Here is a 13,882-nt window from a genome sequence, read left to right on the forward strand (position 1 = left end):
CGACGCGCCGCTTGCCGGGCGCGCCGGAGACTTGGCGGATCAGAACTCGATCCAGTCCGTTTGAGGGGCCACGTCGCTGCCCACGGCCTTCCTGGTGCCCCAGTCGCTGGACGCAGCGGGCTTGGCTGCCGCTTTGACGGGAGGCTTGGGATCGGCCTTCTTGGGGGCGACCACCTGATGATGGCCATCGCCCAGGTTGAAGACCGCGATGAGTGACGCGAGGTTCTCGGCCTCCTGCTTCATCGAGTGGCTGGCGGCAGTCGATTCCTCGACCATGGCGGCGTTCTGCTGGGTCACCTGGTCGAGGTGGTTGACCCCGGTGTTGATCTCACCCAGACCCGTCGACTGTTCGCGGGAAGATGTGGCGATCTCGGACACGAGGCTCGAGATGTTGCTCACGTTCTCGACGATCTGCTGCAGCGCGCCGCCGGCATCGCCGACCAGGGTCACCCCGGTCTCGACATGTTGCGAGGACTGGCTGATCAGCGTCTTGATCTCCTTCGCCGCGTCCGAGGAGCGCTGCGCCAGCGCCCGCACTTCCGAGGCGACGACGGCAAAGCCGCGTCCCGCATCGCCGGCGCGCGCCGCCTCGACCCCGGCGTTCAGGGCCAGCAGGTTGGTCTGGAAGGCGATATCGTCGATCACGCCGATGATCTGCGAAATCTGCTTGGACGAGCTTTCGATCTGGTTCATGGCGTCCACCGCCTCCAGCACCACGTTGCCGCTGGCAATCGCGTTCTCGCGGGCATCCTTGACGATGGTATCGGCTTTCGACGCGCCCTCGGCGGCCGAGCGGACGCTTTCGGTCATCTCCTCCAGCGCGGCGGCGGTTTCTTCCAGCGTGGCGGCCTGGTTCTCGGTCCGGCGCGACAGGTCATCCGCGGCCTGGCTGATCTCGACCGTGCCGTTGCGGATGTTGCGGGCCACGTCCATAAGCTGTTGCAGCGTGGTCATCAGCGTGGTCACGGTCGCGTTGAAATCGGACCGGAGCTCTTCGTATTCCGAGGCGAAGCGCTGGTCGAGCGTGACCGACAGGTCACCATGGGACAGGGCCGCCAGGCCGCGACGCAACTCGGCCACCACGTGTTTCTGGCTCTGCTCCATCTCTTCGCGCCGGCGGCGCGCCTCCATCGCGGCAGCCTCGATCTCGGTCACGTCGGCCCCGATCTCGATGATGCGATACGGCTTGCCGGTGTTGTCCTTGACCAGGCTGATGCTGGATTCGATGCAGACATAGTCGCCATTCTTGTTCCTGCGCCGGGTCTTTTCGGTCCGGAAGCCGCCGCTGCGCACCTCGTCCCAGATTGCCTTGGCATGGGCGGGTTCCTCGAAGAGATCGGCAAAGCGCTTGCCGACCGCCTCGTCTTCCGAGAAGCCGAAGCTGCGGCAAAAGCGGGTGTTGCCCTTGGCGACCCGGCCCTCCATGTCGTATTCGACAAGAATCTGGTTCTGGCGCAGCGAGTCCAGCGTGCCGGCGTTTATCTGGGCCTCGCCCACGTCGAGCCATTCCAGCACGTTGCCGACGTAAGCACCCTTGGCGTCGCGCACCGGGTAGATCCGCAGCTTGATCATCAACGCGCTCAGACGGATTTCCGCCGTGTGCGGCAGGTTCGCCGGGTCCGACAGCAGCTGCCGCTGATGTGCCGGGTGCTTGTGGAAGGTGTCGATACAGGTGCCAATCAGCCTGTCCGGGTCGAAATCCGGGTAAGCCGCGCGCATTTCCGCGACATTCTCGCTGAAGTACCTGGACACGGCATCGTTGTGATACTGGATCACCAGGTCACGATCGATGATCATCATCGGCGTTTCGGTATTCGAGAAGGCCGCGCTCTTGAAGCTGACCTCGCGGGCGGTTTCCTCGCCCCTGACCAGCATGCCGCGGAACGCCTCGAGCGACTGGGCGATGGCCCCGATCTCGTCCCCGCGCCCCTTGGCCGGAACCTCGTGGCTGTAATCCTTGCCGGCCATGGCGTTCATGACCCGCGACAGGCCCACCAGTGGCCTGGAGACGCTGAGCGACAACAGGTAGCTGAGCGCAGCGACGATGACCGCCGTGACCGCCAGTTTCCAGATGAGCGCGTTCCGAAGCTGGGCGACCGGTTGCATGACCTCGGCACTGTCTGCCTCGATCACCGCGTACCAGGTGTTCTCGAACGCCCTGAGGGACATGAAGGTTGCCATCACAGGCTGTCCTTCCTGGCCGGTCTCGCCGATCATGACACCGGGTTCGCCGAGCCGCGCCGCCGCGATGATCGGCGTTTCGACAACCGGGGCCCAGAACGTGGCATCGGCTTCGTGCCGGCCAGCGGTCAGGCGGTGACCATCCTTGTCGAACAGGATCACTTCCCCTGTCTCGCCAAGCCCCTGGGCAGTGTTCGCGACGTCGCTGAGGACATTGTCCGGCACCTGGAAGGCAAAGACGCCGATCGTCTGCCCTGTCCTGTCGACAATCGGGGTCGCCATGAACGCCGCCGGCGAATTGGCCGAGGGCACGTAGGGCGCGAAACTCTCGAACCGGACCTCGCCGAGTTGCGACGCCAGGGCGGCTCTGTAGGCCCGGCCCAGGCCGCTGTCGGCATACTGCCCTTCGGCGAAATTGGCGGCAAAGTCGGGTTCTTTGACGACGGTATAAAGCAGGTTCCCCTCGGTATCGAAGAGAAAGATGTCGTAAAGCCCGTACCAATGCAGAAGGTCCTTGAAATGCGCGTGGAACCGGTCGTGGCTCGAGGCATACGCGGACAGGCCCTTTTCCACGTCGCCGGTCACGGTCGGTGGCACCTCGATCGCATCGGGCCCGTTCAGGGATTGCCGCAGCAGCCGCGCCTGGTCTTCGCCGATCGCATCCCAGGCGCTGCCGAAGAACTTGACCGCGTTGAGGACCGAGGCCGATTGCGCCAGGGATTCGGCATCATGTTGGAGCCCCTCGAGCCAGGTTTCGATCGCGGTGCTCCGTTCGCCCAGGATCGTCTCGAATCTCAAGCCGGTCGATTCGATCAGGGCCTTGCGGGCGCCGTTGTATCCGATCAGGGCCGAGATCCCCGATGCCAGTATGCAAAAGACGGCCATGGTCGCCGTCAGCTTGACTGAAATGCTGTTCAGTTTCATCGCGTCTTCCCGCAGTTCCGTGACATCGACGACCGGCAGCGCCTGGGCATCGCTCGGCAGACACTCGGGCAAAAGTCTCAAGGTGACGTTAATCGCGACCCCGAAGCGCCCGAATCCGGGCTTTCCCCCTGCTCTGAAAAGAAAAATCCGACGCGGTGCAAATCGGTGGACGGCGCTCAAATATTTCTTAACCCCCGCCCGCCTAATGTCCGGTCCGAAGCCTGATCCGAAGGCCCTTGCCGGCCCGCTGTCTTGACGAGGAAGGGGTGCAGATGACTGCGACCATCACAGCTGAAACCAAATTGAATACGCGGGGGGCGTTGAAGCTGCTTGAAGAAATCCGTGCGGCGCGCGGGGCGGATGTCACGATCGACGCCTCGCGTGTCGAGACGCTGGGCACGCTTGCGCTTCAGGTTCTGCTTTCGGCGCGCCGCACCTGGGACGAGGACGGCCATGCTTTCGGCATCGGCGAGGTCTCGGATCACATGCAAGGGGCGTTGGCACTGACCGGGCTCGACATCGACGCACTGACCGCAAGGGGCGCAGCATGACGATCAAGGTCCTGGCAATCGACGATTCGCGCACCATGCGCAACATGCTGAACTACGCCCTGGCCGGCGCCGGGTTCGAAGTGACCCTGGCAGAGGACGGGCAGGACGGGCTGGAAAAGCTCGGCAATTGCGATCCGGACGTTGTGATCACCGACCTGAACATGCCGGTAATGGACGGGTTCGGGTTCATCGAGAACGTGCGCGGCCAGTCCCACTGGCTGGGCCTGCCGATCCTGATCCTCACCACCGAAAGCGCGGAGGAGCTGAAGGCCAAGGCGCGCAAGATGGGCGCGACCGGCTGGATCGTGAAGCCCTTCGACGAAGAGAAACTCGTGGCGGCGATCCGTCGCGTCGCATCGTGAGGACCTGAACATGGCGAACGGCAACGACCTTCTCGATACATTCTACCAGGAATGCGAGGACCTTCTCGTCGCGATGGACGAGGGCCTGCGCGAGTTGTCCGAGGGCGAATCGGACCCGGAAACGATCAACGCGATCTTCCGCGCGGTGCATTCGATCAAGGGCGGTGCCGGCGCCTTCGACCTGACCGAGCTGGTCCGCTTCTCGCACCGGTTCGAAACCCTGCTGGACGAGCTGCGCGCCGGTCGCATGACCGCCGAGGAAGACCTGATCGAGGTGCTGCAGTTCAGCGGCGACCACCTTGGCGACCTGGTGACCGCGGCCCGCAACGGTGAGGAAAGCGACACCGAGGCGACGGAGCGGAACCTCGGGTTGATCAACAAGTTCCTCGGCCCCGAGAAAAGCTCGGACGAGGAGGTGGAGATCGAATTCGAACCTGTCAGTTTCGATTTCGACCTGGGCCTGGCGACGGGCGGCGCCGGGCGCCACGCGATCACCTTCCGGCCGACGCGCGACGTCTATCAGCTGGGGCACGAGCCATTCCGTATCCTTCGCGAATTGGCCGAGCTTGGCACGCTCGAGGTCACGCTGGATGCGAGCGAGGTGCCCACGCTCGACGATCTCGACCCCGAGGAAAACTACCTGTCATGGTCGATCTTGCTGGAGACGGAAAGCAGCGACCAGGCGATCCAGGAGGTGTTCGAATTCGTCGATGGCCTCTGCACCCTCGAGATCCGACCCGAGGGGGACGCGGCAGAGGGCGCTGCGCTGGATACCACCCCTTTTGACCTGGCCGCGGGTTCCGGCGTCTCCGCGGCAACTACGGTAGAGCCGGTCCCGGCCCCGGTCGAGGTCGCGGCTGCGCCCGAAGCGCCCGTGGTGTCCGAGCCCACAGGGTCGGAGCCTGCACCGCCACCCGCGGCAGCCGAGGCAGCGCAGGCTGCCGATGCCAGGGACAAGCAGGGCAAACAAAAGGCCAAGGGCAGCAACGCCTCGATCCGCGTCGATCTGGAACGGGTCGACAAGCTGGTCAACGTGGTCGGCGAGCTGGTGATTCACCAGGCGATGCTGTTCCAGGCGCTCGAGAACATGCGCCTGTCTTCGGGCTCCGAACTGGCCACTGGCCTCGACGAGTTGAGCCAGCTGTCGCGCGAGATCCAAGAAAGCGTCATGGCGATCCGGGCCCAGCAGATCAAGCCGCTGTTCCAGCGCATGTTCCGGATCGTCCGCGAAGCCGGGGCCGCGACCGGCAAGAAGGCCGTGCTGGAAACCGCCGGCGAGATGACCGAGGTCGATACCGCGGTGATCGAAAAGCTGGCCGACCCGCTGACCCACATGATCCGCAACGCGGTCGACCACGGGCTCGAGGCGCCGGACAAGCGCGTCCAGATCGGCAAGGCCGAAACCGGCACGATCCGCCTCTCGGCCGCGCATCGGTCGGGCCGGGTGGCGATCACGATCGCCGACGACGGGGCCGGCATCAACCGGCCCAAGGTCAAGAGCATCGCGATCGAAAAGGGGTTGATTCCCGCCGATGCCGACCTGACCGACGCCGAGATCGACAACCTGCTTTTCCTGCCCGGTTTTTCCACCGCCTCCGAGGTGTCCGCCCTGTCCGGGCGCGGCGTCGGCATGGACGTGGTGAAGAACGCCATCCAGTCGCTGGGCGGCCGGGTCACCATCTCGTCCCGCCCCAATGAGGGCACGTCCTTCCTCGTCAGCCTGCCGCTGACCCTGGCCGTGCTGGACGGAATGGTGGTCGAGGTCGCGGGTCACCCCATGGTCATCCCGATCACCGCCATCGTCGAGACGCTGAAACCCCCGAAGCAGGATTTCCACGGGCTGGACAGCAGCGACTGGGTGCTCTCGGTGCGGGGCACCTACGTCCCCGTGGTCGATGTCGGCGCCGCGCTGGGGTTCCGGACGGCCAAGGACGATCCGACCAACTCGGTCGTCATCATCATCGAAGACGAGGAATCCAGCCGCACGGCGCTTCTTGTGGACGGGATCCAGGACCAGCGCCAGGTGGTCATCAAGTCGCTGGAAGAAAACTACGGCCATATCGACGGCGTCGCCGCGGCCACGGTCTTTGGCGACGGGCGGGTGGCGCTGATCCTCGATCCGTCCAGCCTTGTTGAACAGATTTCTCGCGTGGGCGACCCGTCGAACGGGACCCGCATTGCAATGGAGGAAAGACATGCAGCAACAGCTTGAGCAAGAGAGCGCCGGCGGTCGTCATCGCGAATTGGTCGCCTTTCGCGCGGCGGGGCAGGATTTCTGCATCGACATCATGGCCGTGCGCGAGATCCGGGGCTGGAGCCCGGCGACCTCCCTGCCTCATGCCCCGGATTTCGTCTGCGGAGTGATCAACCTGCGTGGCTCGGTCGTGCCCATCGTCGACCTCTCGGTCCGGCTGGGCAAGGGGCCGCTGCAGCAATCGGAACGCAACGTGATCATCATTTCGATCATCGACACCCAGGTGATCGGCATCCTGGTCGAGGCGGTTTTCGACATCCTGTCGGTGCCCGAAAGCGCCATCCAGGAAACGCCGGATGTCGGCAAGGAAAAGGCGCGGTCGTTGATCGACGGCATCTTCACCGAGGGCGAGCGCATGGTGCGTCTCATCGATCTCGACAAGCTGCTGCCCCAGCAGGAGAAATCCGCCGCATGAACGCGAGCCTCGATCACAACGGCGAGTTCAAGTTCACGCCGGCGCACTTCCGCCAGGTGGCGGACGTGGTGCGGCAGACCGCCGGGATCAACCTGCCGGAAAGCAAGAAGTCGCTGGTCTACGCACGGCTGGTCAAGCGCATCCGCAAGCTGGGTCTGCCCAGTTTCGACGCCTATTGCGAGCTGATCCTCGCCCCGGACGGGAAAGAGGAATTCGGCCATGCGCTGTCGGCGCTGACGACCAACGTGACGCGGTTTTTCCGGGAATCGCACCACTTCGACCACTTCCGAACGCAGATCATGCCGGATCTCGCGCAACGGGCCCGCGAAGGCGGGCGGGTGCGCATCTGGTCTGCGGCCTGTTCGACCGGCGAAGAGGCCTACAGCCTCGGCCTCACCGCGCTCGAGGTGATGCCGACCGCCCCCTCGGCCGACCTGCGCATCCTCGCCAGCGATATCGACCCCGTGGTCTTGGCCCGGGCCGAGACCGGCCATTACCCGGCGACGGTACTGCAGGACATCCCGGCCCCGGTCCAGAAGTACATCCCCAAGGTCGATCGCGAAACCGTCGGTGCCGGCCCGGACCTGCGCAAGCTGATCTCGTACCGCGAGCTCAACCTGATCTCTGATGCCTGGCCGATGCGCGGCCAGTTCGATGTCATCATGTGTCGCAACGTGGCCATCTACTTCGATCGGCCAGTGCAGGAAAAACTCTGGCAACGCTTTCATGCGATCCTTGCGCCGGGTGGAACGCTCTACATCGGCCATTCGGAACGGGTGAGCGGACCAGCTGCCGCGCACTTCAAGAACACCGACGTCACAACCTACACCAAGATCGCCTGAGCCAGCCCAAAGGGCCGGCCTGAGGAAAGGAAAGACAAAAATGTCCCTGAGAGAAACGCTTCGCGTCATGGTGGTCGACGACATGTCGGTCAGCCGCGAATTGATCACCCAGGCGCTGGATTGGATCGGGATCAAGCATTACACGACCACCGCCGATGGCCAGGCCGCGCTGCAGGCACTGTCGGCCCAGCCGGTGCACCTGGTGATTTCGGATTTCAACATGCCCAACATGAACGGGTTGCAGCTGCTGCGCGGGTTGCGGATGAACCGCGCGACGCAACGGATTGGCTTCATCCTCGTCACAGGGCGGCCCGAGCCGGAAATCATTGAACAGGGCCGCCAGCTCGCCATGAACAACTACATCAAGAAGCCCTTCACGCAGGAGGCGATGAAAGCCTGCATCGAACGGGTCGTCGGAAAGCTTTGAAGGAGGTCGCGCAATGACCAAGATCGTCGGACTACCGGCGCTGCTGAACCGATTGTCCGAGGAACTGGGCATGATGGAAACCGCTGCATTGGAGATCGAGCATTCCATCCAGGACCTGATCGAGGGGAAATCAACCGGGGGCAACCCGATGCGGAACATCCAGCGTCTCGATCAGCAGATCCAGATCATCGCCGATCTCAAGGGGTTGATGGGGCGTCTCGCCGAGGAACCGACCTTGGCAACGACGATCCTGACCCATGACACCATCGCGAAGGTGCGGCTGGACAGCCTGAAGGATCGCATCCTGGATCAACTGGTGGTCAAGAATGTCGACCTGTCGGCCGACGTTTCGGGCCACGTTGACTTTTTCTGACCGGCTCGCTCCTGGGTCCGGCGTCGCGTGTATCGCTCAGTTCGATCATCCGCCACTCGCCGGGCGCCAGTCCGGTCAGATCGTAGGGACCGATCGAGGCTCGGATCAGGCGCAGGGTCGGATGGCCGACCGCTGCGGTCATCCGGCGCACCTGCCTGTTGCGTCCCTCGGTCAGGACAAGTTCGATCCAGCTGTCGGGCACTGTTGGCCGCACCCGGATCGGCGGATTGCGTGCCCAGAGCCCCTCGGGCTCCGGGATCGCGCGGACCTTGGCCGGGCGGGTCGGCCCGTCCTTCAAAGTCACACCCTTGCCCAGCGCAGCCAGGGCGGCCGCGTCGGGAATGCCTTCGACCTGCACCCGGTAGGTTTTCGGCCACTTGTCCCGCGGTGACGAAATTCGCGCCTGCAGGGCGCCGTCGTCTGTCAGCAGCAAGAGCCCTTCGCTGTCGCGATCCAGGCGACCGGCGGGATAAACGCCTGGCACATCGATGAAATCCGAAAGGGTGCGTCGGGGACCACCTGCCGTTGCACGGTCGGTGAACTGCGACAGCACATCGTAGGGCTTGTTGAACAGAACCAACCGCGCCATTGCGTCTGCCCTAAAGCCCGTTCGCGCCGTATTTCAGGATCACGGGCACCACGATCTCTTCCTCGTCGAAGAGATGCCGCTCAAGCAGTCCCGAGAAATCACCAAGATGAGCGTGGAAGGCGCCCACGCGATCCGTCGCGCCCCCGGCTGCATCGGCCCCGGCAAGCACGGTGTTTGCCGCGTCGACGAAACCGGCGATCAGGCCATCCATCTGCGCGTGATCCCGCTCGAGCAGGTCAAAGCCGTGCGCCATGCGCGCGTCAAGCGTGGTCAGTCGCGGGAAGTAATGCCCATCCTCGATCTGGTGATGCCCATGAAGGTCGTTCACCAGCGCCGACCCATAGCGCGACAGTCGCCCGGCCATCTGCCGCGGTTCCATCCCACCATCAAGCGTGGTCTGGGCGTCCTGGATCATTGCTTCGCACAGCCGCCGGAACATCAGGTGGCGATCCAGCCAGAAGCTGATGAGCCCCTGGAACTCCGGATGCTGTTCCCAACCGTCACGGGGGAATTCCTTGACCAGGGCGCGCAGCGGATCAGGCAGGCCCGCCCGCAGGTCGAGCGCCAGGTCTTCTTGATCATCCGACATTGGGTTCTCCCTGCAATCCCAGCAGCTTGCGGAACGTGGTCCAATATCCGGGCAGCTGCGGCGGCCGCGCCAGCCCCTCGAGCGCCGCGTCGGCCCAGGGCGCCATTTCGCGCACGACAAAGTCGCGCCCCCAGTCGAGGAAGGCCGCGCGGTCGTCCGGTCGCAGCCGGCAGGCGCTGCCGACCAGCCCGACCAGCGTTTCGGGCGGCGAATACCATTCGTCCTGAATGCCCGTGACCCTGCGCATCAGCAGCGGCCCGACGACGCGCATCAGCCGCTTTTCCGAAAACAGCAGCAGCATGCGCCCCATCTCGTCGCGCGAATAGTCGATCAGCGGCGGGAAACTGTCGAAGAACACCGCGCGCCCGTCGATGATCGCGAAATTGCGGATCGAAGGATGAAAGCCGATGCGCCGCGGATCGCCCTGCACCCGGGTCCAGAAGGTGGCGATGCATTGGCCTGCCTCCTCCATCAGCGCCAGCGCGCCGGGCAGGTCCGCTTCCAGCATCTGCGGCCGCATCATGGACGCATCCGGCAACCCTTCCTGCACCACGACCGGCACCCAGCCGCCATCCATCTCGAGCAGGTGGAAGGCGGTCTCGGGCATGGTCACGCCGCAGGCTTGCAACACCTCGAGGTAATCGGAATGCGCCGTCGCCAGCCGCTCCATCTGCGCCAGGTCGCGCGAGCCACGGTAGATCTTGATGACCTTGCCGGCAAACGGCCCCGGCCCGGCCCGGAACGGCGCGCAGAAATAGCCCAGCCGCGAGATCGGCGCGCCGCGCCCTTCGCGTACCAGCGCCTCGAGTGCCTTGAGATCCGCCATGCCCTGCCCTTGTCCGGTGTCGCGGATCATATAGCCCGGCACCGCGGCGGGGGAAAGCACCCCGCCCCTTGCATCCCGTCGCATCCTGCGCACCAATGGCCTCATGTGCGCCGACAAGATCAACCCGATCCGCCCCACGGATGACGAGGCGCGGGCCCTCGCCCGCTCCCTGCTGGAAGGCGCGCGTTTTGCCGCGCTCGCCGTGACCGATGCCACCACCGGCACCCCGATGGTCACGCGGATCGCCCTGGGCACCGACGCGCGTGGCACGCCCCTCAGCCTCGTCTCGACCCTGTCGCAGCACACGACCGCGCTCGCCAAAGACCCGAACTGCGCGCTCCTGGTCGGAGAGCCCGGCGACAAGGGCGACCCGCTCACCCATCCACGCCTGTCGATCCAGGCGCGGGCCGAGATCGTCGCCCGAGACGACCCGCGCCATGCGCCCTTGGCAGACCGCTACCTGGCAGACCATCCCAAGGCCCGCCTCTACGCCGATTTCGGCGACTTCCGCTACGTGCTGTTCACCCCGACCCGGGCGCTGCTGAACGGCGGGTTCGGCAAGGCGTTCGAGCTGACGCCGGACGACCTCGCCAAATGAAAACGCCCCCGCGAAGGGGGCGCTTCCAATTCGGTATCAACACACCTTACGGCCCGACGTCGCAGCGCGCAGTCACCGTCACCTGGCCCCGGACGGCCTGCGGCCATTCCACGTGGACCTGGTTTTCGCTGCCGCCCGAATAGGGATGCGCATAACAGGCCAGGTACTGCTTGACGTTGGCCGAGTTGCGCAGATCATCCGTCAGCTGGGCCGAGAGCACCTGCCGCACCCGCCCGCCAAAGGGCAACTCGGGCGCCATCGGCACCACCCAGGTCGTCGCCTCGGTGTTCTGGTCGAACACCTTGGTCAGCGGGTTGTGCGTCTGGACGTCCACGTTGAGGAAGGCGTTGGCGGTGAACACGATGTCCCGGAACCCGTAGCTGTCCACATTGGCGAAACTGGTGTCCACTCGCTCGACCCGGTCGATCACCGTGCCGACGACGCGGAACATGTTGCCCGACACGTTCAGCCCCTTGATCGGCCAACCCGACCCATAGGGCTTGACCACGACGAAACTGAACCAGGGCGCGACGTTGCCGCAGAGGAACACGTTGTTCTGGATCGTCAGCCCCGAGAAGCCAAAGCCCGAGCTGAAATCCGGGCTCGCATCGTGCTCGTTCGTCCACTCGACAAAGCAGTTGTCGATGTAGTTGCCGATGATCGTGCTGGCATTGTCGTTCTGCGTCAGCACGATACCGGCCGTGCGGATGCCGCCCGAAACGCTGTCGCCTTGGAAGAAGTGGTTGTTCGAGATCACGTTCGACCCGCCGCCGATCACCGCCCAGTGGCGGAACTGCGACGCCCAGTTGTCGCGCAACTTGACATCGTTGCCGTTGGTGTTGATCGCCACGGCCACGCGGTCCTGCGTGATCTCGTTGTTCTCGCCCGATTCGAACTTGCAGCGGTCGATCAGCATGCCCTGGCAGCCGTTCCCGATCGAGGTGATGCCGCGCATCCGGGGCCGGGTGAACCAGCAATCCTTGACGTGAAACAGCGATCCGGTGATCGCCAGCATGATGCCGCTTGCCAGGTTGTTGCACTGGAATTCGACGTTCTTGAACTGCACTTTCGACAGTTGGGAAAAGCCCGACAGGTCGATCATGTACTTGAAGCGCTTGAAGGTGAAATTCTGCGTGCCGGCCGCGTCGTACAATGCCGCGCTCAGCGTCAGGGTCTGGGCGCCGACGTTCTTGGCGCGCACGTAGACCTCGCGGCCGACGCCATTGCCCTCGACCAGCGACCCCACGGGGATGTTGGCCACGTTGGTCACGTTGGTCAGCTCGAGCGCGTTGCCCGTCGAATAAGTCGCCTGGCTCGTGTATTCATCCGTGTCCCAGACCGTGGTGCCAGAGGCATAAAGCTGGCCGTTCTGGATCACCCGGCGCTGCGCGAAATAGGTGCGGTTGTTCACCGCCTGCTGCATGTCGATCGGGCCGTTGATGGTGATCCGGCGTCCCCCGAGGTCCAGCGTCGCGTGGTCGCTGTCGTTCAGAAGCGACTGGAAGGCTTTCCGGAATCCCTGCTCCTCGTCACCAAAGGCATCGATATAGACCGGCAGGTCGAAGTTCTTGGTCAGCGACAGCACGGCGGTGTCGGGCATGACCAGCGTGCCCTCGAACTCCACCTCGCTCGAGAAGGTGACCGAATCCGCCAGGTGGTAAACCCCGGCCGAGACGTAGACGGTGCGCCCGCCGGCCGCTTGGTCGGCCGCGGCAAAGGCGGCGCTGTCGTTCGTGACCCCGTCGCCCTTGGCGCCGTAGTCGCGCACGTCGACGCGGCCCAGCATGTCGAGCAGGAAGAAATTGGTGACGTCCTCGATCACGATGTCGTCGATCCGGACGACGCCGCCGGTCAGGCCCGTGAGGTCCAGCCCGAAGTGGCCGTAGATCGGCGTCACGCCCCAGGGCATGTCCACGCCGCCGCGGGTGCCGCTGCCGACTATGGCGCTCACTTCGACAATCTCGCCATATTGCGTCAGCGTGACCGAGGGGCCGGTTTCCGTCAGTCCGGTCACGTGGTTTTCGCTGGCGTCGCCGGCCCAGCCCGCGATCCGCACACTCGGCAGGTTGCCCGAGATCGCTTTCACCCGCGCGGTGATGCGCAGGTAGCAGCCCGGGATCATGGGCGTCTGCCCCATGTAGCGCAGCTTCTGGGTCGAGGCAGTCTTGACCAGCTCAAGGCAGCCGCCAAAGTCCTGGTCCGCGGGCACGAAGGCCGCGTTGACCGCCCCGTCATAGGTCGCCGAACCGGGCGTGCCGTCTTCGCTCGACCATTGATCCAGCCCCACCGAGAAGGCCGGGGGCATGAAGACCACGCCATCGGTAATTGCCTTGTTCATCAATATCCCCTTCGCCTGTCCCTCGGGCCTCGCGCCCAGCGGGATGTGTCGATCGCTCGTGGCGCCGTGGCATGGCACCGGATGCGACAGGGGTATCAACAAGGGTTTAAGCGGCGCTGAGACGCCCGTGACGGTGGCCGTTGCGTCTCAGGCTGACAGCCCGCGGTCGGTCAGCAGGTGGACGGCGCCGATGCGCCAGCCGTCTTCGCCCGGCAGCATCTGGTAATCCAGCATGTTGTCGCGCCCGTCCGCGTCGCGGATGACGACCCGCTGCCACAGCGATCCGCCCTCCTCTCGCAGGTCGAGCATGCGCACCTCGCCCGGGCGCCACACCATCGGGTAGCCGTTCTCGACCATGCCGCCGAACACCTCGGGGGTGCGAAAGATCTGCTGGATGCCGGGGCTGGCAAAGCTGAAGGCGCGCGCGACGTCGCCTTCGAGAAAGGCATCGAGTTGCTGGCGGATGGTCAACTGGATCTCGGCCGAAGGGCCGGTCTGTGCCATCGCCATCATCGGCAGCGCCAATGCCAGCACAAGGGTTCTGAGAAACATCATGGGCGATCCTCCTCGCGTTGAGGTAGGCCGCAAAACGGGGCCGGCAAGCGCCCCCGGA

At 64.7% G+C, this 13,882-nt stretch carries 14 protein-coding genes; 8 read left to right on the top strand and 6 right to left on the bottom strand.

Annotation, left to right across the window (positions count from 1 at the left end; genetic code table 11):
- Window positions 1-39: 39 nt before the first annotated feature.
- On the bottom strand, window positions 40-3,186 hold the full coding sequence (locus tag MF270_RS28420; protein WP_418887877.1) for a methyl-accepting chemotaxis protein: 3,147 nt from the start codon (window positions 3,184-3,186) through the stop codon (window positions 40-42).
- Window positions 3,187-3,377: 191 nt separating this feature from the next.
- Here MF270_RS28420 and MF270_RS11045 point away from each other — a divergent pair, with 191 nt between their 5' ends.
- Genes MF270_RS11045 through MF270_RS11075 form a run of 7 tightly spaced genes read left to right on the top strand, consistent with a single transcriptional unit; the run spans window position 3,378 to window position 8,329 of the window.
- Window positions 3,378-3,656: an STAS domain-containing protein gene (locus MF270_RS11045; RefSeq protein WP_238365937.1), complete on the top strand. Its 279-nt coding sequence runs from the start codon at window positions 3,378-3,380 to the stop codon at window positions 3,654-3,656.
- The gene (locus tag MF270_RS11050; protein ID WP_238365938.1) at window positions 3,653-4,018 is read left to right on the top strand and encodes a response regulator; all 366 of its coding nucleotides are present in this window, start codon (window positions 3,653-3,655) and stop codon (window positions 4,016-4,018) included. Before MF270_RS11045 ends, MF270_RS11050 begins: the two co-directional genes overlap by 4 nt.
- A gap of 10 nt (window positions 4,019-4,028) precedes the next feature.
- Window positions 4,029-6,230, top strand: a complete 2,202-nt coding sequence (locus tag MF270_RS11055) for a chemotaxis protein CheA (RefSeq protein WP_238365939.1) — start codon at window positions 4,029-4,031, stop codon at window positions 6,228-6,230.
- A complete protein-coding gene (locus MF270_RS11060) occupies window positions 6,214-6,687 on the top strand; it encodes a chemotaxis protein CheW (protein WP_238365940.1) in 474 nt (157 codons plus the stop codon). Before MF270_RS11055 ends, MF270_RS11060 begins: the two co-directional genes overlap by 17 nt.
- On the top strand, window positions 6,684-7,529 hold the full coding sequence (locus MF270_RS11065) for a CheR family methyltransferase (protein WP_238365941.1): 846 nt from the start codon (window positions 6,684-6,686) through the stop codon (window positions 7,527-7,529). Before MF270_RS11060 ends, MF270_RS11065 begins: the two co-directional genes overlap by 4 nt.
- 40 nt (window positions 7,530-7,569) lie before the next feature.
- The gene (locus MF270_RS11070; protein ID WP_238365942.1) at window positions 7,570-7,956 is read left to right on the top strand and encodes a response regulator; all 387 of its coding nucleotides are present in this window, start codon (window positions 7,570-7,572) and stop codon (window positions 7,954-7,956) included.
- 13 nt (window positions 7,957-7,969) lie between these two features.
- Window positions 7,970-8,329, top strand: a complete 360-nt coding sequence (locus MF270_RS11075; RefSeq protein WP_238365943.1) for a hypothetical protein — start codon at window positions 7,970-7,972, stop codon at window positions 8,327-8,329.
- Here the strand turns inward: MF270_RS11075 and MF270_RS11080 are convergent.
- From MF270_RS11080 to MF270_RS11090, 3 genes are read right to left on the bottom strand one after another with little or no spacing between them, the layout of a single operon-like run.
- Complete coding sequence (locus tag MF270_RS11080) at window positions 8,277-8,918, bottom strand: pseudouridine synthase (protein ID WP_238365944.1); 642 nt, start codon at window positions 8,916-8,918, stop codon at window positions 8,277-8,279. The genes MF270_RS11075 and MF270_RS11080 overlap by 53 nt on opposite strands.
- 10 nt (window positions 8,919-8,928) lie before the next feature.
- Complete coding sequence (locus MF270_RS11085; protein WP_238365945.1) at window positions 8,929-9,507, bottom strand: hemerythrin domain-containing protein; 579 nt, start codon at window positions 9,505-9,507, stop codon at window positions 8,929-8,931.
- Window positions 9,497-10,393 (bottom strand): DUF6206 family protein, encoded by an 897-nt coding sequence (locus MF270_RS11090; RefSeq protein WP_336246008.1) that lies wholly within the window; start codon window positions 10,391-10,393, stop codon window positions 9,497-9,499. Before MF270_RS11090 ends, MF270_RS11085 begins: the two co-directional genes overlap by 11 nt.
- Before the next feature lie 43 nt (window positions 10,394-10,436).
- Between MF270_RS11090 and MF270_RS11095 the strand changes: the two genes are divergently transcribed.
- Window positions 10,437-10,931: a HugZ family pyridoxamine 5'-phosphate oxidase gene (locus MF270_RS11095; protein ID WP_238365946.1), complete on the top strand. Its 495-nt coding sequence runs from the start codon at window positions 10,437-10,439 to the stop codon at window positions 10,929-10,931.
- 46 nt (window positions 10,932-10,977) lie between these two features.
- Here MF270_RS11095 and MF270_RS11100 read toward each other — a convergent pair whose 3' ends face one another.
- Together MF270_RS11100 and MF270_RS11105 are read right to left on the bottom strand one after the other, a co-directional pair.
- Complete coding sequence (locus tag MF270_RS11100; RefSeq protein WP_238365947.1) at window positions 10,978-13,269, bottom strand: glycosyl hydrolase family 28-related protein; 2,292 nt, start codon at window positions 13,267-13,269, stop codon at window positions 10,978-10,980.
- A 147-nt stretch (window positions 13,270-13,416) separates the two neighbouring features.
- The gene (locus MF270_RS11105) at window positions 13,417-13,824 is read right to left on the bottom strand and encodes a DUF4864 domain-containing protein (RefSeq protein WP_238365948.1); all 408 of its coding nucleotides are present in this window, start codon (window positions 13,822-13,824) and stop codon (window positions 13,417-13,419) included.
- Window positions 13,825-13,882: the final 58 nt, after the last annotated feature.

The organism is Mesobacterium pallidum (assembly GCF_019966535.1).
Lineage (GTDB): Bacteria > Pseudomonadota > Alphaproteobacteria > Rhodobacterales > Rhodobacteraceae > Mesobacterium > Mesobacterium pallidum.